At 41.3% G+C, this 25,253-nt stretch carries 23 protein-coding genes; 9 read left to right on the top strand and 14 right to left on the bottom strand.

Translation table 11 applies throughout. The annotated features are described in order from the left end of the window. Window positions 1-2: 2 nt before the first annotated feature. Both KG708_RS16170 and KG708_RS16165 read right to left on the bottom strand, forming a co-directional pair. Window positions 3-665, bottom strand: coding sequence for a response regulator transcription factor (locus tag KG708_RS16170; RefSeq protein ID WP_213611486.1), 663 nt, complete (start codon window positions 663-665; stop codon window positions 3-5). 97 nt (window positions 666-762) lie between these two features. Further along, on the bottom strand, window positions 763-3,051 hold the full coding sequence (locus KG708_RS16165) for a TonB-dependent receptor (protein ID WP_213611484.1): 2,289 nt from the start codon (window positions 3,049-3,051) through the stop codon (window positions 763-765). Window positions 3,052-3,309: 258 nt separating this feature from the next. On the opposite strand from KG708_RS16165, the gene KG708_RS16160 reads away from it, so the two are divergent. The 9 genes from KG708_RS16160 (at window position 3,310) to KG708_RS16120 (ending at window position 12,005) form a co-directional block, all read left to right on the top strand. Continuing rightward, window positions 3,310-4,611 (top strand): SLC13 family permease, encoded by a 1,302-nt coding sequence (locus tag KG708_RS16160; RefSeq protein WP_213611482.1) that lies wholly within the window; start codon window positions 3,310-3,312, stop codon window positions 4,609-4,611. Between the two features lie 9 nt (window positions 4,612-4,620). After that, on the top strand, window positions 4,621-5,802 hold the full coding sequence (locus tag KG708_RS16155; protein WP_213611479.1) for a homoserine O-acetyltransferase: 1,182 nt from the start codon (window positions 4,621-4,623) through the stop codon (window positions 5,800-5,802). 4 nt (window positions 5,803-5,806) lie between these two features. Beyond that, a complete protein-coding gene (locus KG708_RS16150; protein WP_213611478.1) occupies window positions 5,807-6,568 on the top strand; it encodes a 3-hydroxybutyrate dehydrogenase in 762 nt (253 codons plus the stop codon). Between the two features lie 10 nt (window positions 6,569-6,578). Further along, the gene (locus KG708_RS16145; RefSeq protein WP_213611477.1) at window positions 6,579-7,286 is read left to right on the top strand and encodes a CoA transferase subunit A; all 708 of its coding nucleotides are present in this window, start codon (window positions 6,579-6,581) and stop codon (window positions 7,284-7,286) included. A gap of 10 nt (window positions 7,287-7,296) precedes the next feature. Then, complete coding sequence (locus KG708_RS16140; RefSeq protein WP_213611476.1) at window positions 7,297-7,956, top strand: CoA transferase subunit B; 660 nt, start codon at window positions 7,297-7,299, stop codon at window positions 7,954-7,956. A 256-nt stretch (window positions 7,957-8,212) separates the two neighbouring features. Continuing rightward, the gene (gene fusA, locus KG708_RS16135) at window positions 8,213-10,297 is read left to right on the top strand and encodes an elongation factor G (protein ID WP_213611474.1); all 2,085 of its coding nucleotides are present in this window, start codon (window positions 8,213-8,215) and stop codon (window positions 10,295-10,297) included. A 740-nt stretch (window positions 10,298-11,037) separates the two neighbouring features. Beyond that, on the top strand, window positions 11,038-11,406 hold the full coding sequence (locus KG708_RS16130) for a transposase (RefSeq protein ID WP_213611472.1): 369 nt from the start codon (window positions 11,038-11,040) through the stop codon (window positions 11,404-11,406). Between the two features lie 4 nt (window positions 11,407-11,410). Next, window positions 11,411-11,635: a hypothetical protein gene (locus KG708_RS16125; protein WP_213611470.1), complete on the top strand. Its 225-nt coding sequence runs from the start codon at window positions 11,411-11,413 to the stop codon at window positions 11,633-11,635. Continuing rightward, the gene (locus KG708_RS16120) at window positions 11,613-12,005 is read left to right on the top strand and encodes a transposase (RefSeq protein ID WP_213611468.1); all 393 of its coding nucleotides are present in this window, start codon (window positions 11,613-11,615) and stop codon (window positions 12,003-12,005) included. Before KG708_RS16125 ends, KG708_RS16120 begins: the two co-directional genes overlap by 23 nt. Window positions 12,006-12,449: 444 nt before the next feature. Here KG708_RS16120 and KG708_RS16115 read toward each other — a convergent pair whose 3' ends face one another. The 12 genes from KG708_RS16115 to KG708_RS16060 all read right to left on the bottom strand — a co-directional run bounded on the left by KG708_RS16115 (window position 12,450) and on the right by KG708_RS16060 (window position 25,213). Next, window positions 12,450-15,212: an ExeM/NucH family extracellular endonuclease gene (locus KG708_RS16115; protein ID WP_213611466.1), complete on the bottom strand. Its 2,763-nt coding sequence runs from the start codon at window positions 15,210-15,212 to the stop codon at window positions 12,450-12,452. Between the two features lie 264 nt (window positions 15,213-15,476). Then, on the bottom strand, window positions 15,477-16,487 hold the full coding sequence (gene hemB / locus KG708_RS16110) for a porphobilinogen synthase (RefSeq protein WP_213611465.1): 1,011 nt from the start codon (window positions 16,485-16,487) through the stop codon (window positions 15,477-15,479). A 13-nt stretch (window positions 16,488-16,500) separates the two neighbouring features. Continuing rightward, on the bottom strand, window positions 16,501-18,360 hold the full coding sequence (locus KG708_RS16105) for a diguanylate cyclase (protein ID WP_213611463.1): 1,860 nt from the start codon (window positions 18,358-18,360) through the stop codon (window positions 16,501-16,503). Then, window positions 18,360-19,145, bottom strand: a complete 786-nt coding sequence (locus KG708_RS16100) for a TatD family hydrolase (RefSeq protein ID WP_213611461.1) — start codon at window positions 19,143-19,145, stop codon at window positions 18,360-18,362. The genes KG708_RS16105 and KG708_RS16100 overlap by 1 nt, the downstream gene beginning before the upstream one ends. Beyond that, window positions 19,145-19,630 carry a hypothetical protein gene (locus tag KG708_RS16095; protein ID WP_213611459.1) on the bottom strand — a complete coding sequence of 162 codons (486 nt, stop codon included), beginning with the start codon at window positions 19,628-19,630 and terminating at the stop codon, window positions 19,145-19,147. The genes KG708_RS16100 and KG708_RS16095 overlap by 1 nt, the downstream gene beginning before the upstream one ends. Before the next feature lies 1 nt (window position 19,631). Continuing rightward, complete coding sequence (tatC, locus tag KG708_RS16090) at window positions 19,632-20,372, bottom strand: twin-arginine translocase subunit TatC (protein ID WP_213611457.1); 741 nt, start codon at window positions 20,370-20,372, stop codon at window positions 19,632-19,634. Between the two features lie 48 nt (window positions 20,373-20,420). After that, on the bottom strand, window positions 20,421-20,753 hold the full coding sequence (gene tatB, locus KG708_RS16085) for a Sec-independent protein translocase protein TatB (RefSeq protein WP_213611455.1): 333 nt from the start codon (window positions 20,751-20,753) through the stop codon (window positions 20,421-20,423). Between the two features lie 5 nt (window positions 20,754-20,758). Then, entirely contained in the window at window positions 20,759-21,019 is a 261-nt protein-coding gene (tatA, locus tag KG708_RS16080) for a Sec-independent protein translocase subunit TatA (protein WP_213611453.1), read from the bottom strand. A gap of 79 nt (window positions 21,020-21,098) precedes the next feature. After that, window positions 21,099-22,700 carry a ubiquinone biosynthesis regulatory protein kinase UbiB gene (gene ubiB, locus KG708_RS16075; protein ID WP_213611451.1) on the bottom strand — a complete coding sequence of 534 codons (1,602 nt, stop codon included), beginning with the start codon at window positions 22,698-22,700 and terminating at the stop codon, window positions 21,099-21,101. 17 nt (window positions 22,701-22,717) lie between these two features. After that, window positions 22,718-23,377 carry an SCP2 sterol-binding domain-containing protein gene (locus KG708_RS16070; protein ID WP_213611449.1) on the bottom strand — a complete coding sequence of 220 codons (660 nt, stop codon included), beginning with the start codon at window positions 23,375-23,377 and terminating at the stop codon, window positions 22,718-22,720. Window positions 23,378-23,389: 12 nt separating this feature from the next. Beyond that, window positions 23,390-24,145 carry a bifunctional demethylmenaquinone methyltransferase/2-methoxy-6-polyprenyl-1,4-benzoquinol methylase UbiE gene (gene ubiE, locus KG708_RS16065; protein WP_213611447.1) on the bottom strand — a complete coding sequence of 252 codons (756 nt, stop codon included), beginning with the start codon at window positions 24,143-24,145 and terminating at the stop codon, window positions 23,390-23,392. A 108-nt stretch (window positions 24,146-24,253) separates the two neighbouring features. Further along, entirely contained in the window at window positions 24,254-25,213 is a 960-nt protein-coding gene (locus KG708_RS16060) for a diguanylate cyclase (protein ID WP_213611445.1), read from the bottom strand. Between the last annotated feature and the right edge of the window lie 40 nt (window positions 25,214-25,253).

The following is a 25,253-nucleotide window of genomic DNA, read 5'->3' as shown; positions in this document are numbered from 1 at the left end:
TATTAGCTAGCTTCGGTTTTACCTATTTGAGATAGCTGATTAAACAAAATGCCTGCTTGGGTACGGTTATACACATTAAGCTTTCGCAAAATGGCCGATACATGTTGTTTTATGGTGGTTTCTTGAATCGACATTTCAAAGGCAATTTGTTTGTTCAAAAGCCCGTCGGCTATCATCGCGAGTACACGGTATTGCTGTGGAGTGAGTTTTTCTAGGTTGCGGGCAAAATTGCTCTGTTCGTCATTAACAACCACATCGGTTAAGTCAATGTCTGGTGGTAACCAGGTATCGCCGTTGAGCACATGGCTAATGGCTTTGCTTATGACATCCAAAGATGATGATTTTGGAATATAGCCTGCGGCGCCTAAGCTCATAGCTTGTTTTATTATGGTTGCTGTTTCGTTAGCTGAAACCATGATCACTAAAATATCAGGATAATGATTACGTAATTGCGAGAGTGCTTGTAGGCCATTCGCACCAGGAATAGTTAAGTCTAAAAAAATAAGTTCTATTTCAGGGTGTGCTTTGAGTAGTGCAAACAGTCCATCAATATCACTGGTTTCTTTTATGTGCTCTTCAGGCACTGAGGTTGCTGCGGCTTGGCGTAATGCACTTCTAAACAACGGGTGGTCGTCAGCAATTATGGTATTCACAGCAAAAGACATTCCAAATATTCTCCATGTGTTTAGTTATAAGTGATTTTGATAAGTGAAACAAGGTTTGTCTGTGGGGATAAACAGACAAACCTTAGCAATACCAATTTTAAAAACGATAGCCCACAGCAAGTGATACCGTGCGAGGATCACCGTAATAGCCGATCAGGGTATTGTCGCCACCTAAGCCTGGCGTGTATTTACTGGTGTCGGTTGGATCTGACGGGTCGGGTGCTACAAACTGGTAACCTCCAATCATATATTCTTCATCGGTTAAGTTTTTACCATAAATACCCGCAGTCCAATGGCCATCTACGCTATACCAAGTAACGCCAACGTTTAATAATCCGTAGGCGTCTTGTGTTAAGAGGCTATCTTCTTCGAACAGTGCGTAATCACCACGGTGATAGTAATTACCATTCATAACAAAGTCGCCCATATCTGTGTATAAACGGTACGTTGCACTTAAATTAAAGGTCAGATCAGGAGTATTCGAGACGCTAAAACGGTCTGACTTATCAAATGTTTCACCGGTATCAGGGTTGGTATCAATCACATTTTCAAAACTACTATCGATATAACCTATTGACGCATCAAAAGTTAACGCATCGCTTGCAACATAACTGAGTTCTAGTTCAATGCCATCAGATTTAGATTCGCCAATATTACCTAAGCGCTGGTTTAAATCGGCGGCGCTGTCACCGGGTAATACCGATATGTACTGACGGTCTTTATGATCAAGTGTGAATACGGTTAAGTTTGCGCGTAAATTATCATTCCATTCGCTTTTCATGCCTAGTTCTATTGAATCAACAACTTCTGGCCTTGCTGCAGGTTCTGCTGTGGTTGCGCGCGGATTAAATGTACCTGACTTAAACCCTTGCGAGTAACTAGCAAAAAACATGATGTCGTTATTATATTGATATTCAACACCCGCACGAGGCGTAAAGCGTGACCAATCTTCGCTGTCATCTAGTACCGTAGGCACTAGTTGTCCTTCTGGGCGAACATAGCCTGGGATCCAACCTGATTCAGGGTAAACAATGTCAAAAATAAGACCATTATTTACAATCGCTTCTTTGCTATCTTTGGTATAGCGCGCGCCAAGTGTCATTGACCATTTTTCATCAAAGTCGTAGCTTCCTTGTATGTATGCCGCTCTACTGGTGGAATTGCTACAACCGCTTACTTCACGCGTAAGCCCAAGAGCACCTAAACTTTGACCAAGCACGCCTAGTACAGCTTCAAACTGACCACAAGATTCACCATCATAGTAATAAAGCCCTGAGACCATTTTATAGTTATCGCCACTGTGATTTAGCTGAATCTCATGGGTAGTTTGTTCATCGTCATAAATGGCTGGAACATCAAAAATTGGTAAAGAGGTATTATCAAAGTCGATGTTAGTTGGCGAATAGCTTTCTCTTGTTGCTGCAACGTATTTAATACTCGTATTTTCACTCATATCCCAGCGAGCAGTTAAGCTCATACCTTCAAGCTCTACTTTGTTCCATGTAGGTAAACTAGTATAAGAGTCATACACGCTATCGGGTACAGGCGCATTCGTTAATAAGCTTGGAAGTAAGCGATACCCGCCTTTCGCGTTAGAGTCATCATCGGTTTTATCCCATGTGAAACGAAAGAATAAGTCATCGGTAGGGGTGTACTCTAACGTAACCCGTGCTGCGGTAACATCTTTGTTATAGTTTTCGCGGTCTTGATTATCAAGGGCTGACGTTAAAAACTCACCGTAGCCATCACGGTTCAATGTGGCAAAACCAAAACCAACATAGAGTTTTTCATCAATAAGCGGGAGCTGCCCAGTGACTTTTAAATCTTTTTGGCTGTAGCTGCCTACGGTGCCTTGAATATTTAGCGTTGCATCACCGCTCATTTCTTTGGTGACATACTTTACTGCACCACCAATAGTGTTTTTGCCATATAGCGTACCTTGTGGGCCACGTAACACTTCAATTTGTTGCACATCAAGTAAGTCGAGCACGGCACCTTGCGGGCGGGCGATATATACATCATCAATGTAAATACCTACGCCAGGTTCATAACCCCAGAGCGGGTCTTGCTGACCTACACCGCGAATAAACGCAGTGATGGTTGAGTTAGTGCCTCGGCTTGATTGTAGCGTGGTGTTGGGTGAAAACTGCTGTACCTCGGTCATCACGCTGATGCCGTTTTCTGCTAATTCCTGTGCGCCAATTGAGGTCACCGCAACCGGAACTTCTTGTAAGTTTTCAACGGTTTTGCGAGCGGTTACTTCTATTCGCTCTAACTCTGCTTTTTTTACTTTAGGCGTTTGTTCAGCTGCCACACTTGTTGCACTTAATAAGGCGAGTGAAACAGCGAGTGTAACGGGTGTGATATTTTGTTTGAGCTTTATCATTGGTGTGTTCCTGTTGTTATTAGTTGATTATTTGTTTGCTCATGTCACCTGTATTCACTGTAGAAGATAGTGTTAAAAAAATGAATTAGTACCATAGTGCTATAAGAATTTAACGCCTTGATTTATATGGGGTTTGTTTAAGTTTTATAACGTATAGTACCTTAGTGTTATGTCTTTATTTGCGTTGAGCGATAAAACTAACAACAGTTACTGCGATGTCACCTCATCTGGGTAATAACAATAATTATAGGAATGTCTATGCTGAGCATGATAGGGCTGTTAGGTGGTTTAATACTGCTAATAATTTTAACTTTGCGCGGGGTTAATTTATTTATTGCCGCGCCAATATGTGCATTGTTGGTGGCACTAACAAGCGGGATGGCTATATTCCCGGTGACTGCCGACAGTAATTTTATTAACGCGTACATGGATGGCTTTGCTGGATTCTTAAGCGCATGGTTTTTTATGTTTTTACTGGGCTCTTTGTTCGGTAAATTTATGGAAGATACTGGCGCAGCAGACAGCGTAGCCAGTTACATTGTTGGCAAGCTAGGCATGAAGCATGCGGTGCTGGCGGTGGTGATTGCTTGTGCAGTACTGACTTATGGCGGAGTCAGCGTATTCATTGTGGCGTTTTCGGTTTACCCGATGGCGCTCAGTTTATTTAAAGACGCCGATTTGCCGCGGCGCTTTATACCCGCAACATTAGCATTTGGCTCAGTGACGTTTACTATGACCTCTGCGGGCTCGCCTGAAATTCAAAATTGGATACCCGTAAAGCATTTAGGTACCTCACCCTATGCGGCATGGGAAGTAAGCTTAGTAGTGGCCATTTTTATGGCGACGGTCGGCTACTTTTGGCTGAATAAAATGATTAAAAAGGCGGTTGTCAAAGGTGAACGTTTTGATGCTAGAGATGATGATCCGGTTATTTTAGAGCGCAAGCGGCCGCATCCAATCACCGGCGTAATCCCTTTGCTGGTGGTGCTAATCTTATCATTTATGTTGCATGATGTTTTACAGCAAACCGCACTAATTGTGGCGTTGCTTGGTGGTGTTTTAAGTATTGTGGTCATCAATTATAAGTATTTTCATAACATGGCAAATGCCATCAATATGGGTACCACTGGCGCCTTAGTTGCTATAGGTAACACTGCTGCTGTAGTCGGGTTTGGCGCAGTGGCTAAAGTATCACCGGCGTTTATTGCAGCTGTTGATGCTATGACTCATATGCCAGGTAATGAGTTGGTGGGGGCTGCTGTCGCAGTGAGCGTAATAGCCGGATTAACGGGTTCAGCATCTGGCGGGCAAGCGATTGCACTGCCCCTTGTGGCTCCAGGATATTTGGATATGGGGGTTAATCCAGAGCAATTACACAGAGTGGTTGCTATTAGTTCTGGTGCATTAGATAGCCTGCCACATAATGGCTACGTGGTCACAACTATACGTGCCATTTGTAAAGAAACACATCAACGCGCTTATTGGCCATTAGCCGCATTGACGGTAGTTATCCCATTGGTTGGGGTGGCTCTTGCGCTGAGCTTATTCATCACTTTTTAAGGAATTGCAATGAAAACAATATTAATAATAGGGTTGCTGTTTTTATTTAGTAGTACGGTGTTTGGCGCTGATAAAGCAGAGCCGTTACTAGTAGAAAAGCAACATTTCAGAACTGAAAACTTCACAACGGTTTCAGGCACAACGTTGCCACAGGTTGATATTGGTTGGGAAAGTTATGGTGAGCTTAACGAAGCCAAAGATAATGTAATCTTGATCACTCATTATTTTTCAGGAACCTCTCATGCAGCAGGTAAATATTCAGCCGACGACGCCGTAGCAGGGTATTGGGATGCGTTAATTGGCCCAGGAAAAGCCATAGATACTAACAAGTATTTTGTGATCAGCTCTGACACATTAGTCAATGCTAATTGGCATGACCCACACGTAATTACTACCGGACCTGCATCAATTAACCCTGCGACAGGTAAACCTTATGGCTTGGATTTTCCAGTGGTCACTATTACTGATTTTGTTAACGTACAAAAACGCTTATTAGAGAGCTTAGGTATTACTAAATTACATGCCGTGATAGGCGCATCTATGGGCTCTTTTCAGGCGCTAGAGTGGGCAACGCGTTATCCAGATCAGGTTGAACGCCTAATTCATGTTATTGGTGCAGCAACCATGGATGCATGGACTGTCGCTGCGCTTGAAAAATGGGCACTACCCATTCGTTTAGATAAAAACTGGCATCAAGGTAATTACTACGACAAGGAGCGCCCATTAGATGGCTTAGCGGCAACCATGCTAAATATTACCCAAGATGCGATGCATCCAGTTATTTATAACGCTAGCTTCCCTGACTTTAACGTACTTGATGAAGGCGCGTTAAAAGACATTCGTACCTTGCCTAAGTTAAACCAAGTACTAGAACAGCGTGCAATGGCGCGTGCAAAAACCCAAGATGCAAATCATGTATTGTATTTGGTACGGGCATCACAACTGTTTACTGCCGGTATGGAAGGCAACTTAAATACGGCACTTAAAAAAATTAGCGCTAAAACACTGTTATTGCCTGCAACCAATGACTTACTGCTACGCCCTGAAAATATGCGCACTGTATATGAGTCAATGAAGTCGCTGGGGAAAGAGGTTCAGCTTTCTGAAATTGAAGGCGGCTGGGGGCATCTCGATGGAATTTTTTCAATCTCACCCAAAGCGCAGCTGATCAGTGAATTTTTAGAGGAGTAGTAGTATGAGTAAAAACGTATTAATCACCGGCGCGGCTAGTGGTATAGGGCTATACATTGCTGAGCAGCTAGCCCGAGCAGGGCATAGCATTATTGTGACCGACCTTAATGAACACTTAGCTCAACAAGCAGCGCAAAAAATTATTGAACAGGGCGGTACTGCTCAGGGCTATGCATTGAATGTGGCTGATAGCCAAGCGATTGAAGATTTTTTTAGCACCTTTACGCAACCTGTTGATGTATTAATCAATAATGCAGGGATACAACATGTAGCTAAATTAGAAGATTTTCCTGCAGATAAGTGGCTGCTTTTACAGCAAGTGATGTTGGTAGGTCCCGCAATGATGAGTAAAGCGGTACTACCACGTATGCGTGAGCAAGATTTTGGCCGCATCATTAATATTGGTTCTATTCACGCCATGGTGGCCTCTAAATATAAGTCTGCTTATATCGCCGCGAAGCATGGCTTAATTGGCTTTGCTAAAACCATGGCATTAGAAACGGGTGATGCCAATATCACTATTAATACAGTGTGCCCAGCATATGTAAAAACGCCATTAGTGGAGCAGCAAATTGCCGCACAAGCCAAAGAGCATGGTATTTCTGAGCAGCAAGTGATTGACACCATTATGCTGGCACCCATGCCGAAAAAGGCATTTATCGGCTTAGACGAAATCTTGCATACCGTGAGCTTTTTAATGGCGGATGCTGCACGCAACATTACCGCTCAAGCCATCGCCATTGATGGCGGTTGGACTGCACAATAAGGGGGAGCCAATGGCAGGTTTTGATAAAGTAGTAACAAGCTACAGTGACGCTATGACAGGGCTTGAAGATGGCATGACCGTGATTGCTGGTGGTTTTGGTTTGTGTGGTATTCCTGAAGGTTTGATCGCACAAATTAAACGCCAAGGGACACGTAATTTAACCGTAGTATCTAATAATTGTGGTGTTGATGGTTTTGGGCTTGGATTACTACTTGAAGATAAACAAATTAGTAAAATGGTCGCTTCTTACGTCGGTGAAAACGCACTTTTCGAGCAACAATTACTTAGTGGCGAGTTAGATGTTGAACTAACGCCACAAGGGACGCTAGCCGAAAAAATGCGTGCAGGCGGCGCCGGAATTCCAGCATTTTATACCGCAACGGGTGTAGGTACGCCTGTGGCTGAAGGTAAAGAAACCCGTTCAATCAAGGGGCGCGAATATTTATTAGAGCCCAGTATTTCCGGTGACTTTGCCATTGTTAAAGCATGGAAAGCGGATCGCTACGGTAATTGTATTTATCGTCATACAGCGATGAACTTTAATCCTATGGCAGCCACCGCTGGTAAAATTACCGTATTAGAGGTTGAAGAAATTGTCGAGCCCGGAGAGCTTGAGCCAAGCCAAATTCATACACCAGGTATTTATATCGATCGCGTTATTAAAGGTGAGTTTGAAAAGCGTATTGAAAAAACCACCACTCGAGCGGCAAAGTCCTAAGGAGCACATAATGGCATTAACACGAGAGCAAATAGCAAAACGCGTGGCAATGGAATTACAAGATGGCTACTACGTTAATTTAGGGATTGGTATTCCAACGCTGGTGGCTAACTACGTGCCTAAGGGCATTGAGGTAATGCTGCAATCAGAAAATGGGTTACTGGGCATGGGGCCTTATCCTACCGCTGAAAATGTAGATGCCGATATGATCAACGCGGGGAAAGAAACGGTAACCGCAGCTACGGGTGCCGCTATTTTTAATTCTGCAGAAAGCTTTGCCATGATCCGCGGTGGGCATGTTGATTTAACTGTGCTGGGTGCGTTTGAAGTGGACCAAAACGGCAACATTGCCAGTTGGATGATCCCTAATAAATTGGTCAAAGGTATGGGCGGGGCGATGGATTTAGTGGCTGGGGCAAAAAACATTATTTGTACCATGACCCATGCAAATAAGCATGGCGAATCAAAACTGCTGACTGAATGTAGTTTGCCGTTAACGGGTGTTGGTTGTATCAATAAAGTGATCACCGATTTGGCTCTATTAGAAATAAAAGATGGCGCTTTTCATTTGTTAGAGTGCGCACCAGGGGTGAGTGTTGATGAAATCAAAGCCAAAACTGTGGGTAATTTAGTTATTAGCGATGAGGTTAAAACCATGAGTTTTGAGTAATATCACTAATGACTGACATGGAGTAAAGTAATTGTGTTTGCTTCATGCCATCACCCGATTGCGCTTTGAATACTTAACAATAAGGCTTATAAAGACTTAAGCAGTTTAAAACAGGCCTCATTCATACCTCAAAATATCTTTAAAGCAAGTTTTTTATAAATTGGCTGCATTTTAAGCGACTTCTATGGTGATGTTCGCTTTAAGTGATGTTATACTCCCGCCGAATAATTTTTCGACTTTATTAAGAGTAAACTAAATGGCAGATTTATCGAAGTACAGAAACATTGGTATTTTCGCGCACGTTGATGCGGGTAAAACTACCACCACTGAGCGTATCCTAAAGCTTACTGGTCAAATCCACAAAAGTGGTGACACGCACGACGGCACATCAGTAACAGACTTCATGGACCAAGAGGCTGAGCGCGGTATTACTATCCAGTCTGCGGCTGTAAGCTGTTTCTGGAAAGATCACCGTTTTAACGTTATCGATACTCCTGGACACGTTGACTTCACAGTTGAAGTTTACCGTTCACTTAAAGTATTAGATGGCGGTATCGGTGTATTCTGTGGTTCTGGTGGTGTTGAGCCACAATCAGAAACTAACTGGCGCTATGCGAATGAGTCAGGCGTTGCACGTGTTATCTTCGTAAATAAATTAGACCGTATGGGTGCTGATTTTTACCGCGTTGTTGATCAAGTGAAAAACGTACTAGCAGCTACACCATTAGTTATGACTTTACCAATTGGTATTGAAGATGACTTTGTAGGTGTTGTTGACGTTTTAAACAAACAAGCATACGTATGGGATGACAGTGGTCTTCCTGAAAACTACTCAATTGTTGACGTTCCAGCTGATTTGGTTGACAAAGTTGATGAGTACCATGAGATCTTAGTTGAAACTGCTGTTGAGCAAGACGACGATCTAATGGAAGCGTACATGGAAGGTGAAATGCCTTCAGTTGAAGATATCAAGCGTTGTATCCGTAAAGGTACTCGTGACCTTGCTTTCTTCCCAACTTACTGTGGTTCTGCTTACAAAAACAAGGGTGTTCAATTAATCCTTGATGCTGTTGTCGATTACTTACCTGCTCCTACAGAAGTTGATCCTCAACCTCTTATGGATGAAGAAGGTAACGAAAATGGCGAACATGCAATCGTATCTGCTGATGAGACGTTCAAAGCGTTAGCATTTAAGATCATGGATGACCGTTTTGGTGCATTAACATTCGTACGTATCTACTCTGGTAAGCTTAACAAGGGTGATACTATCCTTAACGCGTTTACAGGTAAAACTGAGCGTGTTGGCCGTATGGTTGAGATGCAAGCCGATGATCGTAATGAATTAACTAGCGCGCAAGCGGGTGATATCATTGCAATCGTTGGTATGAAAAACGTGCAAACTGGTCACACTCTTTGTGATCCTAAGCACCCAGTAACACTTGAGCCTATGGTATTCCCAACACCAGTAATCTCGATTGCTGTACAGCCTAAAGATAAAGGCGGTAATGAGAAAATGGGTGTTGCTATTGGTAAAATGGTTGCAGAAGATCCATCTTTCCAAGTTGAGACAGATGAAGATTCAGGTGAAACTATCCTTAAAGGCATGGGTGAGCTTCACTTAGATATCAAAGTAGACATCCTTAAGCGTACTTACGGTGTAGACCTTATTGTTGGTCAACCACAGGTTGCTTACCGTGAAACTATCACTAAAGAAGTTGAAGATAGCTACACGCACAAGAAACAATCTGGTGGTTCTGGTCAGTTCGGTAAAATCGATTACCGTATTAAGCCTGGCGAAGTGGGTTCTGGTTTCACGTTCACATCATCTGTTGTTGGTGGTAACGTACCTAAAGAATTCTGGCCTGCAGTTGAGAAAGGCTTTAAGTCAATGATGGATACCGGTGTTCTAGCTGGCTTCCCAGTACTTGACGTTGAAGTTGAGCTTTTCGACGGTGGTTTCCATGCGGTGGATTCATCAGCAATCGCTTTCGAAATCGCTGCAAAAGGCGCTTTCCGTCAGTCTATCCCTAAAGCGGGTGCACAACTTCTTGAGCCAATCATGAAAGTAGACGTGTTTACGCCAGAAGACAACGTAGGTGATGTAATCGGTGACCTTAACCGTCGTCGTGGTATGTTGAGCAACCAAGAAGCGGGCTTAACAGGCGTTCGTATTAAGGCAGACGTACCGTTATCAGAAATGTTCGGTTACATCGGTTCGCTACGTACAATGACATCAGGTCGTGGTCAGTTCTCTATGGAGTTCTCACACTATGCACCATGTCCAGCTAACGTAGCTGAAACTGTAATCGCTGCAGAAAAAGAGAAAAAAGCGGCTAAGTAATTAGCACTTTTCTTCTTTAAAAAACCCGCACTTGTTGCGGGTTTTTTATTGTCTGAAGGTTATTAAGCTCGAAAATTAAAACGTGCGGCCATAAAAAAGGAGCAACAGTTAGTTGCTCCTTTTTTCGTTATTATGTGTTATGCCAACCTTCACTAATACTTAATCATTTTGTGGGTCAAATCAGACGCTCGCTGCGTTAAAAATGACTGCATGGATGCAGAGCAAAACAGGAGTAATTGCCGAGAACAACTAAACAGCGAATTTTTTGCTTAGCTATCGACACGACTTGCCTCCATCAAAATAGCTCATTTAATTAGGGTCTGTTGACTTTTTAAGGTTAAATTTGCAGCAGTCTGTTTGGTATTTAGGCAAGGCAGAGCCTATGTGGTGTGGTTATTCCCCATAAATAGGCGATAACGCAGCATCAATGCCAAACAGGCGCAGCCCTAAGGGTTCTACCTAGGGGCGATTTACTCTTTGTTGCCTACATGGATGGTGGTAAGGGGCGTGAGCAGGACGCACAAGCTTTGCTCGGTTTTTACTTATTCTTACATGGATGTAAGCCAGTAGAATAACGCAGGAGCAGTTATCGAGCCCACTAGGTTACAAACCTCTTGGGGCGATTAAACCGCCCCTAGTTTGAACAAATTTTAATCCGCAAAGGTCAACAGATGTATGGACTCCCACTTCCCTCAGGAGTAACGTAATAAGCAACTAAACTTTTACCAAGGAGCCCATACATGTTTGATTGTAATGTAATCGCAATTGATTTAGCAAAAAATTTATTCCAGGTTTGTAAAACAGATAAAAATGGAAACGTTATTTATAACAAAGCAATCACAAGAGCTAAACTTAAAGAATTATTAATTAAAGAGAAGCAATCCTTAGTTGCTATGGAGTCGTGTGGCGGAACACATTATTGGGCACGCTTTGCTAAACAAGCTGGTCATCAAGTAAAAGCAGTTAATGCACGACAAGTAAAAGCGTTTCGTCAAGGACAAAAAACAGATGCTAATGATGCGCTGGCTATTTCTGTTACCGCTCGCCAGCCTCATATTAAAAGAAAGCCGATTACTTTCAGTGCAGGAGCAATGCCTGCAAGGCATTGAATGTATGCGTGATTTATTGGTCAAACAAAAAGTAAGTTTAAGTAACCAACTCAGAGGTTTGCTTTTGGAGTTAGGGTACCCAATAGCTCAAGGTGATACCCCATTAATTCGCGCTATACCAGAGATACTAGAAGACGCAGAAAATAGTTTAACATCCTCATTTCGCTTTTCAATTGACCTCCTTTTTCAACGCTTTAAAGAGACAATTGAAGAAGCAAAAGCAGATTGAAAAACAACTGCATGAAATAGTTAAAGAAGATAAAACCTGTAATCGCTTACAAGCCTTGGAGGGAGTCGGTCCAGTCTGTGCAGTCTTGATAAAAATAGCACTAGGTGATGCGACACATTTCAAAAGTGGTCGAGAAGCCGCCGCTTGCTTTGGTTTGACACCTGTACAACATAGCAGTGGTGGTAAAGAAAAAATAGGCTCGATATCTAAAGTGATAGGAAATAAGAAGCTGCGAAGTGCTTTGTTTAAAGGTGCATTAGCTGTTGTTTCCCAACTAGAAAAAGAGAAAGTCGCAGTGAAAAGATGTATGGTTAAAAGCATTAACCGAACGTCGAGGAAAAAAAGTAGCAGCGATTGCTTTAGCGAATAAAACGATAAGAACGGCTTTTGCAATGCAAAAGCATAATAAAGAATATCAGCCGAAATTACTTGCGGCTTAAAATTTGTCAAAAAAGAGCGCTTAAAATAGGTAAGACCAACCTTCAATAGACTGTTAGGGTCTGAAGTTTCATAAACTGCTCAACAGAAAAGTCATGAAGGTGCGAATACATAAGAGGCCAGAGGTAGCTCCTCAATTTGAGCCCGTATATAAGCTAGCATCTAAATTTATTTTAACTTTTTCTTTTTGACATTTTCGGGGAGTCCATATAAGACCCTAAGCGAATTGGTATAATATCAACCTGAATAAACGTTATGCAGGTTGATATAGCAGACTGTATGATCATTAATGGTAAAAGTTATACTCAATGCGTATCATACCCAAACTGTAGAACTGTTTGCTGATTGTTACACAGACCTCATATATTGGATGTAATTACTTTTTACGACGTCTGCTTATAACAAATGGTAGCGCCAACAAGCTTAACCATGCAAATGATCCTGATGAATTATCTTGGTCTTCATTGCTGTCAATACTATCTTCAGGAACTTCGCTGATATTAATAAATACTAATTGTGCTGCGGATAAGTTACCAACACTATCTTGTGCTTGTACCATTAATGTGATTTTTCGCTCTGTTTTATAGTCAAGCTCGGCTGCGATAATTAGCTGACCTTGCTCATTAATTGTTACAGCCTCATGACCTGAAACAATAAACTTAACGACCGGTGTGTATTCAGCATCTGGGTCTGTAAAATTAAGCTGACCAATGACAGTACCAATTTTAGCATTTTCAGCAATGGTAAATGATTGTTCAGGCTCCAGCACTGGAGGCTGTGGATCAGGAGTTGGTATCGGGGCAGGAGCTGATTTAATATCAATAATCACAGGGTCATGATCTGAAGCGCGATATGCATCAGCAGAATATAAGCTTGCTTGTTGCGTATTTGATTTAAACTCTACGTTGTAATCAAGACTAATTGGCTCATCAGCATTTATATTCCACTTGGTTGCAGCAACTACTTTGTTAAGGAGGCTAGGTGTAGCAACTGCATGGTCTAAACTGCCTAAGCGACCCGCAAAGGTATATGAGTAAGCAAGTGTATCACCATCAAGCTCAGCAACTACATTTTTATAGCCTTTATCGGCAAGTGCGCGCATTGGATCTTCTAATGCATAAGCGTTCATATCACCAATTAGAATAATATCTTCGTCATCAATACCAGTTGGTTTAGTCGCTAGCCAATCAGCAAAAGCATTGGCGCCCGCAACGCGTATTTCATTCCAGCATGCTTGACCGTCGTTTTGATCTGCATTACCACCTGATGCACTACCGCAACCTCCTTTAGATTTAAGGTGTGTCACTGCAACAGTAAATACCTCATCAGTTGAAAGCGATTTAAAGCTTTGTGCAATAGGCGCACGGTTGCTGTAGTCAAATGGTGCATCGGTAGTGATTGCTGCTGTTCCTACTTGCTCTACTTTGTCTGCACGATAAATTAGTGCTGTAGTGATAGCATCGGTGCCTACTTTATCTACACCAAAGTCAACATAGGCATACTGGTTGGCTGTATCAGCGTCATTTAACGCATTTACTAAAGTTGCAATGGCACTAAACTCACCAAAGCCATCATTTTCAATTTCCATTAAACCAATTACGTCGGCTTGTATAGCGCTAATGGCACTGACTAATTTTGCTTGCTGACGAATAAGTTCAGCTTCGCTATCAGCACCGCGACTTGTTGGAAAGCCACCGCCTTGGCCATCGCCATTAAAGTAATTTAGTACGTTAAAGCTGGCAATACGCAGATCGGCTTCAGGCGCTAACTCAGGCGCATTTTCACGTGGGTTTGTAGCAATAAATTGCGGTGTTACAGTTGGGTGAATGCGGTAGTTGCTAAAGCTATAACCTAATACCCCCGTCACTGTGTTTACTGTATCGCCGGCACGCAGAGTGTTTTCCGCTGATAAACCTGGTGCAGGGTAAGCAATTGGGTCGCGGTTTTGACGTGTTGAACCATCGTCTAATAGGATTTTTTTCTTTACGTTTTCAGATTCAACCGCATTAGCTGCTTCACCCGGCAAGGCTATTTGTGTACCTTGATATAAGCGCTCTGTAGCAAGCTCAAGCTCACCATAGCGACCTAGACCATAGTTATTTGTAACAACAAGCGGTTGCTCAAGCGAAACTAGCATGCCTTCATAGGCTTCTAAATCACTGACTTGTGTAACAGGTAAAGTGATAGTGGTTGGAGTCGTGGATAAGCCTGTATCACAAACAGTAACTTGACTTACATTGCCAATTTGTGTGGCATCAAAGTACTCTTCAACTATCCCTTTAATACGAACGTGGTCACCCACGTTTACATCGATACTATTAAAGTAAACAAACACACCCTCAGAAGTGAGTGGGTTGTTATCAATATCAGCTTCTAAAGACGTAACAAAGAAACCTTTAAGCTGATCATCGGCTTGAAAATCAGCAGTAACAATACCCTCAAGTTCTACTTGTGTATTAACAAGTGGGCTGGCATTCCCCTCACCTTGAATGTCGTTGATAAGTGTTTTTTGCGCACCACATTCAAGAGGTGTTTCTGGTTCTGGTGTTGGTTCAGGCTCAGGTTGGTTACTTTCTCCATGGAAACCTAGACCAGAAAAATCATCTCTATCAAATTGTAGCCACTGTTCACTCGGATCAAATTCTGCCCTAGCAGCTGTTCTTCCTTCAGAAATACTTAACTTGCGGCGTAAGGTTTTATCCTTAGTGCTAACCCCTCCAGCTGACCATTCACTTCCAGGGTCAACACCTAATTGCCCAAAGCTGTCAACAATCTTGCCATCTTTCGTAAGTATCAACGCATCATCACCATTGAAATAAGTCACAGTTGCTTCAATGTCTGCTTTTTCTTTTAATTTATCGACAGAGCCTGCGTTAATAATTACATAGGTACTATCAGCGGCTAAACTTCCTGTTAGATCAAGGGTATTGTTTGGACTTGTTAAATCACCATTACCATTGGAGTAAAGGGAAATATTATAGCCATCAAGAGATAGCTCTGCCCCCGAGTTATTATATAGCTCAATAGCTTTATTATTTGAGCTGCCTTCAACATACTCAGAAATAATCAAATCAGCGTAAGCTGGTGCACTAATGCTTGCTAGTACAAGCGCCAATGGCGTTATTTTTGTTTTTAACATTCTATTTTCCCGTGTTTTTTGTTTCCCAAATGGGGTGCTTAGTGTAAGGAAAAATCATTACAATTAGAATACAGAATGTTAACAATATTAAGTTTTGTTATTTTTTGAGCTTGAAGTACGGTTGTGTGTTTGGTTTTAGGTAAGGCAGGGCCTATGTAGTGTGATTACTATCCATAAATAAGGGGTAACGCTGCATATATGCCAAATATGTGCTGTTCTTAAAGATAAAAAAGGGCAATAAAGCCCTTTAATGTCAATACACGCTTATTTTTTGCTTAAATATCGAGCAGCTTGTTTTGCAAAGTAAGTTAAAATACCGTCTGCACCTGCACGTTTAAATGCTAATAAAGACTCCATAATTGTTGCTTCTTCATTTAGCCAGCCGTTATCAATAGCGGCTTTATGCATTGCGTATTCGCCACTTACCTGATAAGCAAATGTTGGTACACCAAACTCATCTTTAACGCGGCGTACAACATCTAAATAAGGCATTCCTGGCTTGACCATTACCATATCGGCGCCTTCTTGAAGATCAAGTGCCACTTCACGAATTGCTTCATCTGAGTTGGCAGGATCCATCTGGTATGTTTTTTTATCAGCGCCTTTTAAGTTACCTGCTGAGCCAACGGCATCTCTGAACGGACCATAATAACTTGAAGCATACTTTGCTGAATAGGCCATAATGCGAGTGTGAATAAAGCCATCGGCTTCAAGGGCTTCACGAATTGCACCAATACGCCCATCCATCATGTCTGATGGGGCAACAACATCAGCACCTGCATGTGCGTGTGATAGCGCTTGCTTCACTAAAATTTCTGTAGTGACGTCATTAATCACATAACCTGCATCATCAATAATGCCGTCTTGACCATGCACAGTAAATGGGTCAAGTGCAACATCGGTAATCACGCCAAGCTCTGGAAAGGTTTCTTTTAATGCGCGGACAGTGCGTTGTGCTAAGCCATCATCGTTATACGCTTCTTCAGCGAGCAGAGACTTTTTATCTGCAGGGGTAACAGGAAAAATAGCGAGCGCAGGGACGCCTAAATCAACTAATTCTTTAGCTTCTTCTAGCAGTAGATCAATTGATAAACGTTCAATGCCTGGCATAGATTCAATGTTTTCTCGACGGTTTTTACCTTCAAGTACAAAAACAGGGTAAATAAGATCATTAACACTTAGCTGGTTTTCAGCCATAAGGCGGCGAGAAAAATCATTACGGCGCATTCTACGCATGCGAGTATATGGGAAAAGGTCTAGTCCAGATTGGGCCATAAGTTATACGCTCCTACTGTGGGATTGGAAAATTAACCACTTGATTGCGGCCATGTTGTTTTGCTAAATAAAGTGCCTTATCGGCACATTCAGTAAATGTTTCCGGGTTATGAACATCGTCGGCGATATGAGTATATACACCAGCGCTAACGGTAAATTTAATCGTAGTACCAGCAACACTAACTGCGCTGTTTTCTATTGCTTCTCGTATTTGCTCGGCAATAGCTAACGCCCCTTGATTAGTAGTGTTAGGTAGCAAGATTACAAACTCTTCACCACCATAGCGTGCTATTTCATCAAGCGGACGTTTTAATTGTTGTTTGATAATATCGCAAACAGCTCGAATCACCTGATCGCCCGTTAGGTGGCCATAAGTATCATTGATTGATTTAAATTTATCTATATCTAGCATAATAATGCTCAGTGGTGTTTGTTCGCGGCGTGAACGACGAATCTCCATGATTATTTTTTTATCGAAGAAGCGCCTGTTTTTTACCCCCGTTAGCGCATCTTCCATGTTCAGTTGCTCAAGCTCGCGATTTTTATCCTCAAGCTCTCTAAGTGTCACTTGTAACTCAAATGTGCGTTCATCGACTTGGCTTTCAAGCTCTTGGCGAATACGTTCTTGTAATTCAATCCGCTCATTTAGTAGCGCATCGTGTGCGGCACTTTTTGCGATCAATGCTTGTTGCGTCGTTACTTGTTCATCACGTTGTAATATAAATAATTTGATTACTGTGTAGCTTAAACAAAATGAGCAACCCAAAGACGCTGCAAAGGTTAATATTAAGTTGGTTCTGGTCACTGTATACAGACCAGTTAACGCAATAGCAAAATGAATCACAATGGCTAAAAAGAATATAAGGGCTATCAGTAAGCCTTTATTTGGGCTTGTTGGTTGTTTACGAAGATAAAACAGTGTTGTAATTACATGATAGCTAAGGAGTATAGGTATAGTTAATATGGTAAATAAAGCCATGCTTGGGGTCGGAAGCAACCACATAAAACCTATAATGACTGTATACAATAGGGTAATAGCGGTTTGCCCTTTGAGCAACTTAGAGGTGTTAGGCTTACATACATGCCGCTGCAAAGGAAGAAACAATACAGTGATTAGCATCAGCAACATAGGCAGTATTAACTGTTGAAAGGCCGCTATGCTAGAGGGCGTATAACGAAACCCAAATCCGCCTAAATAAGCTAAAAATAAACTGAGCATTAGTGTAATTACGCCCGCATAAGCAAAATAATGTTTGCGTGAAAAGGCGAATAAAACCAAGCTACTCACTGCCAAAGAAAAAATAAACCCAATGAGTAATCCATAGAGTAAATTCACATTACTTTTATGAGCTAATAATGAGTCTTGCTGCCACAGTGTTAATGGTACGCGAAGGCCAATGCCTGCCTCATTATTAACCTTAAGATACACTATGGTTTCACTGTTAGCAGGAAGTGTTAAGTTAACCAGCAAAGATTCACTTTGTATCGTTCTCGAAGATAAGGGAAGTGCATCGCCAATGTGTTCTGATTTTAATTGTTCTGGTCCGATAAAATGATAAAGATATATAGAGTTTAGCAAGGGGTTGTCTAATGACAAAATTCGCTCTATTGGCTTTTCAAGCTTGTTATTGAGTTTAAATTTAATCCACACAGGGCGAGTTTCAAGACCTAAATTAAGCGGTTTTTTATTAAGTGACTGCCATTGTTGTAAGTTGCTTTGTTGCGCATCTTCTAATGAGTTGGGGGTAAACGAATAATGAATCGACTCTATTTTTTTTGAGCTAAATTCGCTATTTATATCAATTGCACTTGCAGGGAAACAGGATGTAAAAAACACCATGATGAATGCCAGCAAGATGCTAAAGATGCGCATTATTTTTTCTCTAATCCAAATAGGCGATTAAAGTTTTCACTGGTGTGTTTTGCCACTTCACATGCTGGAATGGCGTAAAGCTGAGCAAGCGTGTCACACACATAATGTAGCAGTGCTGGCTCATTTCGTCTTAATTTTGGCTTTGGTTTAACAGTACGAGGAATTAAAAAGGGCGAATCGGTTTCTATTAACAAGCGTTCAACAGGAATACTCGGTATAAGTTGTTGTAACGCCTCACCACGTCGTTCGTCACATACCCAGCCGGTAATACCAATATAAAGTCCTAAGTTTAAGTAACCTGAGAGTGCTTGTGCATTACCTGTAAAGCAGTGCAGTACACCGCGAACAGAAAACTCTTTTAAAATAGTGAGCATATCCTCACCGGCATCACGTTCATGCAAATAAACAGGCAAGTTGAGTTTTTCAGCTAATGCGAGCTGACGACGAAACACAGCACGCTGCACATCTCTTGGAGAAAAGTCGCGATTGTAATCTAGCCCGCACTCACCAATGGCAATAACCTGCTTATTTTGGGCCAGTTGAGTGAGCTGCTGCTCAAGTTCAGAAGTTGCTGTTTTTGCGTCGTGAGGATGAATACCAGCGGTAGCATATTGATTGTAGTTTGTAGCAAGTGTTAATGATTCTTCACTCGAGCTTATATCACAGCCAATAATGAGCATGCGGTTTACGCCTGCCTCATTGGCTCTGCTGAGTATTTCTTGATGCTGACCATCAAACTGATGATTCGTTAAATTTACGCCAGCATCAATTAATGTGTATTGCATTACTGAGTACGCTTTACACGAATTGAGCGGTTTTGATCCGCTTTTTTAAGTAAAAAAGAATTGAACATACCACGGCTAATAATAACGGTATCGCCTTTGTCTAATCTTAAGCTGTCTGAGCCAATTTGGCGCCATTGCTGGTTATTTTCTAAGGTAATGATTAGTTCGCCATAGGGTGCTTTTTTAACAGATGAAATCATTGATGTAATAGACTCTTCACCATTTTCCGCAATTTCTTTATGCTCTAAACCAAACTCTTTTGCTTTAGTGGCCACAGGCGCTATTGCAGCGGGAGTTTCAGCTTTTACATTTGTTTGTGCAGGTTGTGTTAATGACTTTCCGGCAATGGTATTGTCGTAGCATAGTAAACGTTTAAAGTCGTTTTCAATAAAACTACAGGCTTGCAAAGCTTGCTCATTAATAGGAGTAGCGGCTAAAACCGGTACGCTGACTAAAGCGAGTAAAGAAAGTAAATGCTTGTTCATATTATTCCTCAGATTCTTGTTGTGGTTTTGCGGTATAAAATTTAGCTAAAATTAAACCAAGCTCAAATAAAAGCAGCATAGGTAGTGCCAATAGGGTTTGTGAGAGCACATCAGGTGGCGTTAAAAACATTGCCACTACAAATACGCCAACCACTACATAGGGACGCTTTTCTTTTAGACTTTGTGTAGTGGTTGCGCCGCTCCAACAGAGCAACATAATTGCAACAGGGATTTCAAATGCGATCCCAAAGGCAAAAAACAACTTAAGTACAAAACCTAAATAACTACTTATATCGGGCGCTAGGGTCATCATTTGCGGCCCTACACTGGTAAAAAAGCCTAAAATAATAGGTAGCACTACAAAGTAACAAAAAGCAATGCCACTATAAAATAAGATAATGCTGGAAGCCAATATGGGCATTAGCATTTTCTTTTCATGTTGATATAAACCAGGAGCTATAAACCCCCAAATTTGATGCAAAATCCAGGGGATCGCAGCAAATAAAGCAACAAATAATGTAAGTTTGAAAGGGGCAAAAAATGGCGCGGTAACATCCGTTGCAATCATAGTGGCTGTACTGGGTAAATGCGCGACTAAAGGCGCAGCCACAAATGTATAAATATCGTTCGCAAAGTAAACGAGGCCAATAAAAATGACTAATATACTTAATAACGATTTAATTAGCCGATCGCGCAATTCAATTAAATGCGCGACAAATCCTGATTTTACTTCCTCAGTCATTGTTTTTTATACCGTGTATTAAGTGTATGAAAAAAGCGAGTGCATTGTTCACTTTGAGTCATCTGTTTGTTGGCTATTTGTTGTTGATGTGTGGTTTTTTTTATAGCTGTGGGTGACTGATCGTGCCGCTTGTTGCAGCTCAGAAACAGAATTTTGTAGATCTGGGCTTAAATCTTTAAGGCCTTGTTGCTCTGCTTTTTTGAGATTTTCGTGAAGCTCATGCACACGAAGTTCTTCACTCACCTCAGCCTTAACTGAGTTAGCCATGTTTTTTGCTTTTTTAATCCAGCGACTTACAGTTCTAATAGCCACAGGTAAACGCTCTGGGCCAAGTACCACCAAACCAACAATAAATACAACAACAAGCTCCCACATTCCCATGCTGGTTAAACCTTGTCGTTGTCTTTGGTTTTGTCAGTAGTGCTTGAATCGATAGGTGTTGATTCTGCTGATTTTTTAATTTGTTCTGTTTTATTTTCGCTGGCTTGTTTTTCAGCGCTTTGTTCATCAGACATCGCCTTTTTAAAGCCTTTAACTGCGCCGCCTAAATCACCACCGATACCGCGTAGTTTTTTTGTACCAAATAAAAGTACAATGATTGCAAGTACAATTAATAACTGCCAAATACTAATACCACCAAACCCCATGGTTTTCTCCTGCTTTTAAAGCCATAAATATTAAAATCAAATGCTGATTATACGCCCACAGCGACAAATAGCACTTAGTTTATGCACGACGCCAAGCCGCAATAAAACCAATAACAGCACAGCTTAAGACAACACCTGCGGCAATTAAGTTGTGTTGTAAATAAAATAAAGCTGAGACGATCATCGCTGCGCTACTAAAGAGCCCTAAAACCAAAGGCTTATGTGAAACCGTTGTGGGACGAATGTGTGAGTGTGGTGCACGTTTTAAATTTTGATAAATTAAATCAGGTAACTCAGGCATTTTTTCTGCCCAAAACGGCAAGTTTGCATACATTTGCTTTAGTACTGACATCGGGCCAACTTGTTGTTTTACCCAGTCTTCTAAAAATGGTTTAGCCGTTTTCCACAGATCTAGTTGTGGATAAAGCTGGCGGCCTAAGCCTTCAACATACAATAATGTTTTTTGTAATAATACGAGTTGTGGTTGAACCTGCATGTTAAAACGACGTGCAGTATTAAACAAGTTAACGAGCACATGACCAAATGATATTTCAGCAAGTGGTTTATTAAATATGGGCTCGCAAACGGTACGAATAGCAAATTCAAATTCTTCAATGCAGGTATCGGGTGGCACCCAGCCTGAATCAACATGCAGCTGAGCGACTTGGCGATAGTCGCGATTAAAAAAGGCAATAAAGTTTTCCGCTAAATAGCGTTTATCTTCTTTGTTAAGTGTGCCAACAATACCGCAATCAATACCAATATATTTAGGGTTATGCGGGTTTTCGCGCGATACAAAAATATTGCCAGGATGCATGTCAGCATGAAAAAAACTATCGCGGAATACTTGGGTAAAAAATACTTCCACTCCGCGCTCAGCTAATAGCTTCATATTAGTGTTTTGCGCCATCAGTGCTTCAGTATCCGAAACAGGAATACCGTAAATTCGTTCCATAACCAATACATTATTGCGGCTATAGTCGCTGTATACAGTGGGGATATAAAGCGATTCTGAGCCTTCAAAGTTGCGCTTTAATTGAATGCCGTTAGCCCCCTCACGCATTAAGTCGAGCTCGTCGAGCAAGGTTTTTTTGTACTCTTTAACCACTTCTACAGGGCGTAAGCGTTTAGCTTCGTTAATTAAGTTGCCAACGATTTTAGCGAGTTTTTCCATTAACGCTAAATCGGCATTAATTTGCTGCTTAATATTAGGGCGAATAACTTTAATAACAACATCTTGTGACTTGCCCTGCGCATCAACGAGGGTGGCAGTGTGAACTTGCGCAATTGAGGCCGATGCCAGCGGGGTTTGTGAAAACTCACTAAATAACTGGCTAATATTATCTATTTCTAAGGCTTTTTCGATGATTTTTTGCGCTAATTCACCTTCAAAAGGTTCCACCTGATCTTGTAAAAAGGCTAATTCTAGCGCGATGTCGTGGGGCAGTAAGTCGCGACGAGTTGACAGCATTTGGCCAAACTTTATCCATACAGGGCCAAGTTGTTGCAGCGCTAAACGTAGACGTAAGCCTGGGGGCTTATCTTTGTGTTGATTGCGCAACCAAAACAAACTTCCTCGTGCAAGTTTAGCAAACCAAGGTACTTTGTGTTTTGGAATAAGCTCATCGAGTCCGTAGCTAAGCAGGGTTTTAGTTATGTAATATAGTCGGGCAGTTGACACAAAAAATCCTTAGCGCGTTAAAGGGCTTTAATTAGGGCGTTAATGCGTTGCTCAATGGCGGCAACTTGGCTTTTTAGTGCTCTATTTTGTTGTTTAAATTGCACAAGCTCTAATGGATGAATGGTAATTGCCAATTCATCTTGGCACAGGCTAATCAAGGTGCTATCGAGCTGTGACTTTGCTTTTTTACTTTGTTGTTGAAGCGACTGCAAGTGCAAATAAAGCTGTTGTGCAGGCGCATCTCCAACATACTTTGCTAGTTGCTCTGGCCAATCAATGTCTAAACTTGAAAATGCCGAACTATAACGTTGAGCTATGTTTAAATCACCTTGTAAATCAAGCTTGTCTTGACGTATGAGCTGGGTCAGCATGGCAGGGTTTTTAAGTGCTAACAAGGTGTTTATATTGGCACTGATCATACAGTCAGCGTCAGCATGTTCTACTGCTGTGTAAAGATGTAGCTGCTGATTGGCATAAGTAATGGCTATTTTTTGCTGCCAATCTCTAACTTCAACTAATAAGCGCTGATGTTCTACCTCCTTTAGCTTATCGACTAAGCTCGGGTCGAGTTTAAGCGCTTGATTTAGTACTTGTTCAATAAGCGAAAGCACAAAGCTCGGTAGCATAAAAAAACTATTTGCAGCCGATTGTTCTTTATTGTTTTCTTCAAGCGCCATAAATTACTAACCTTAGTATTTAAATCCACGGTGAAGTGCAACAATGCCGCCTGTAAGGTTTTGATAAGTGGTTTGTTCAAACCCCGCCTCGTTCATCATTGCTTTAAGCGTTTCTTGATCTGGATGCATGCGAATTGACTCTGCTAAGTATTGGTATGACTCACTGTCGTTAGCAACCAGCTTACCCATAGTGGGTAAAATATTGAATGAGTAAAAGTCATACGCTTTGCTTAGTAATTCTTGCTCTGGTTTTGAAAACTCAAGAATGAGCAAACGACCACCAGGCTTTAAAATACGATACATAGAGCGCAGTGCTTTGTTTTGATCCGTCACATTACGTAAGCCAAAAGCAATCGTAATTAAATCAAAACTATTATCAGGGAAAGGCAAGGCTTCTGCGTTCATTTGTACGTAATCAATGTTGCCTACAAGGCCTAAGTTATGTAGTTTTTCGCGGCCTACTTTTAACATTGATGAGTTTATATCACCTAAAACTACCTGACCGGTATCACCAACAAGTTGGCTAAACTTTGCGGTTAAATCACCTGTGCCACCGGCTAAGTCTAATACATGATGACCTTTGCGAATGCCTGAGCTGGCAATTGTTTGGCGTTTCCATAAACGATGAATACCAAAAGACATGAGATCATTCATAACATCGTACTTTGTCGCAACAGAATGAAACACATCAGCAACCATAGAAGCTTTTTCGGTTTCGGCAACAGTTTTATAGCCAAAATGCGTGGTCTTTTCAGGGTTCTCGTTCATGATTAATCTCTATCGTGGTAATAAAGACTAGTGTACTTGATTGTGCACCAAAGGTGCAATTTGAATATGATTTATCAGCTAATTTTATTGTTTAATCAGTGTGCTTAGTTATTGAGATGTGCGTGATTTAAAAGCGGCGTTTGAGGCACTTTTAACTAGTTGGTTAAAGTCGCCTTGTTGTTGCTCAGTGATCCCTAGTGAGAGAGAAATGGGTGGTAATTTTAGATCGCTTTTTGAACTGATAAAACGTAGTTTTTCAACTCCACTTATCACTTTTTGTGCAATAAGGTTAGCGGTTTCGGGCTCAATGTTAGCAAGTAAAACGATGAATTGATCTTTTGCAGAGCGCCCAGCTAAGCCACTTTGCGAAACATATTTTTGCACTTGTTTAGCCACTTTATTTAAAATCACTTCGCCAATGGCATCGCCAAAATTATTAATAAAATGCTCTAAATTATCGATTTGAATAGCGATAGCTGAAATTGACTTGTCTTGTTTTAACCATAATTGTGTTTGCTTAGTTAAATAATGGCGTTTGTACAAACCTGTTTGTGGGTCAATAACGTGTTGCTTACGCAAAGCATTGAGTTGTTTTTTTGTTGCTTCGTGTAATTTTTTTGCCTTACTCAGTGCTTGCTGAAATTGTGATTGTTGCGTGAGCAGTAATTGTGCTTGCTGATTAAGTCTTTCTAAGGCGATACGGCTGTTGGCGATATTATTTTCATCTAGAGAGTGTATACAGACATTGATGTTGTCTGCAAAATCGCTCAGCTTTTCTTCGGTGAGATGTGCGTTTTGAGACAATGAATTAATCACACCATTTACGTTCTCAATCATGGCTACTTCGGTTTTATGACCTTGATTTAAATACTCGAAATAAAGTTGCTCAATAAATAACTCATCAATATTTTGATGGGCGTCTATGGCATCGTCAATGGCATTATTTAGTGCAAAATGAATTTTACTAATGTAGGTATATACGACTTGAAAATTCAACGGAGTGGGAGGTAAAACATGATGCTCTAAAAACATACATACTTTTGTCATTTTTTCTTGTGCTATAGCCATGGAATCATGGAACATCATTTGCAATTACCAACCAAATACG

Source organism: Pseudoalteromonas sp., assembly GCF_018402495.1.
In the GTDB taxonomy this organism is placed as follows: domain Bacteria; phylum Pseudomonadota; class Gammaproteobacteria; order Enterobacterales; family Alteromonadaceae; genus Pseudoalteromonas.
The sequence above is the reverse complement of the archived record's forward strand: the minus strand, read 5'-3'. Positions and strand labels throughout refer to the sequence as shown.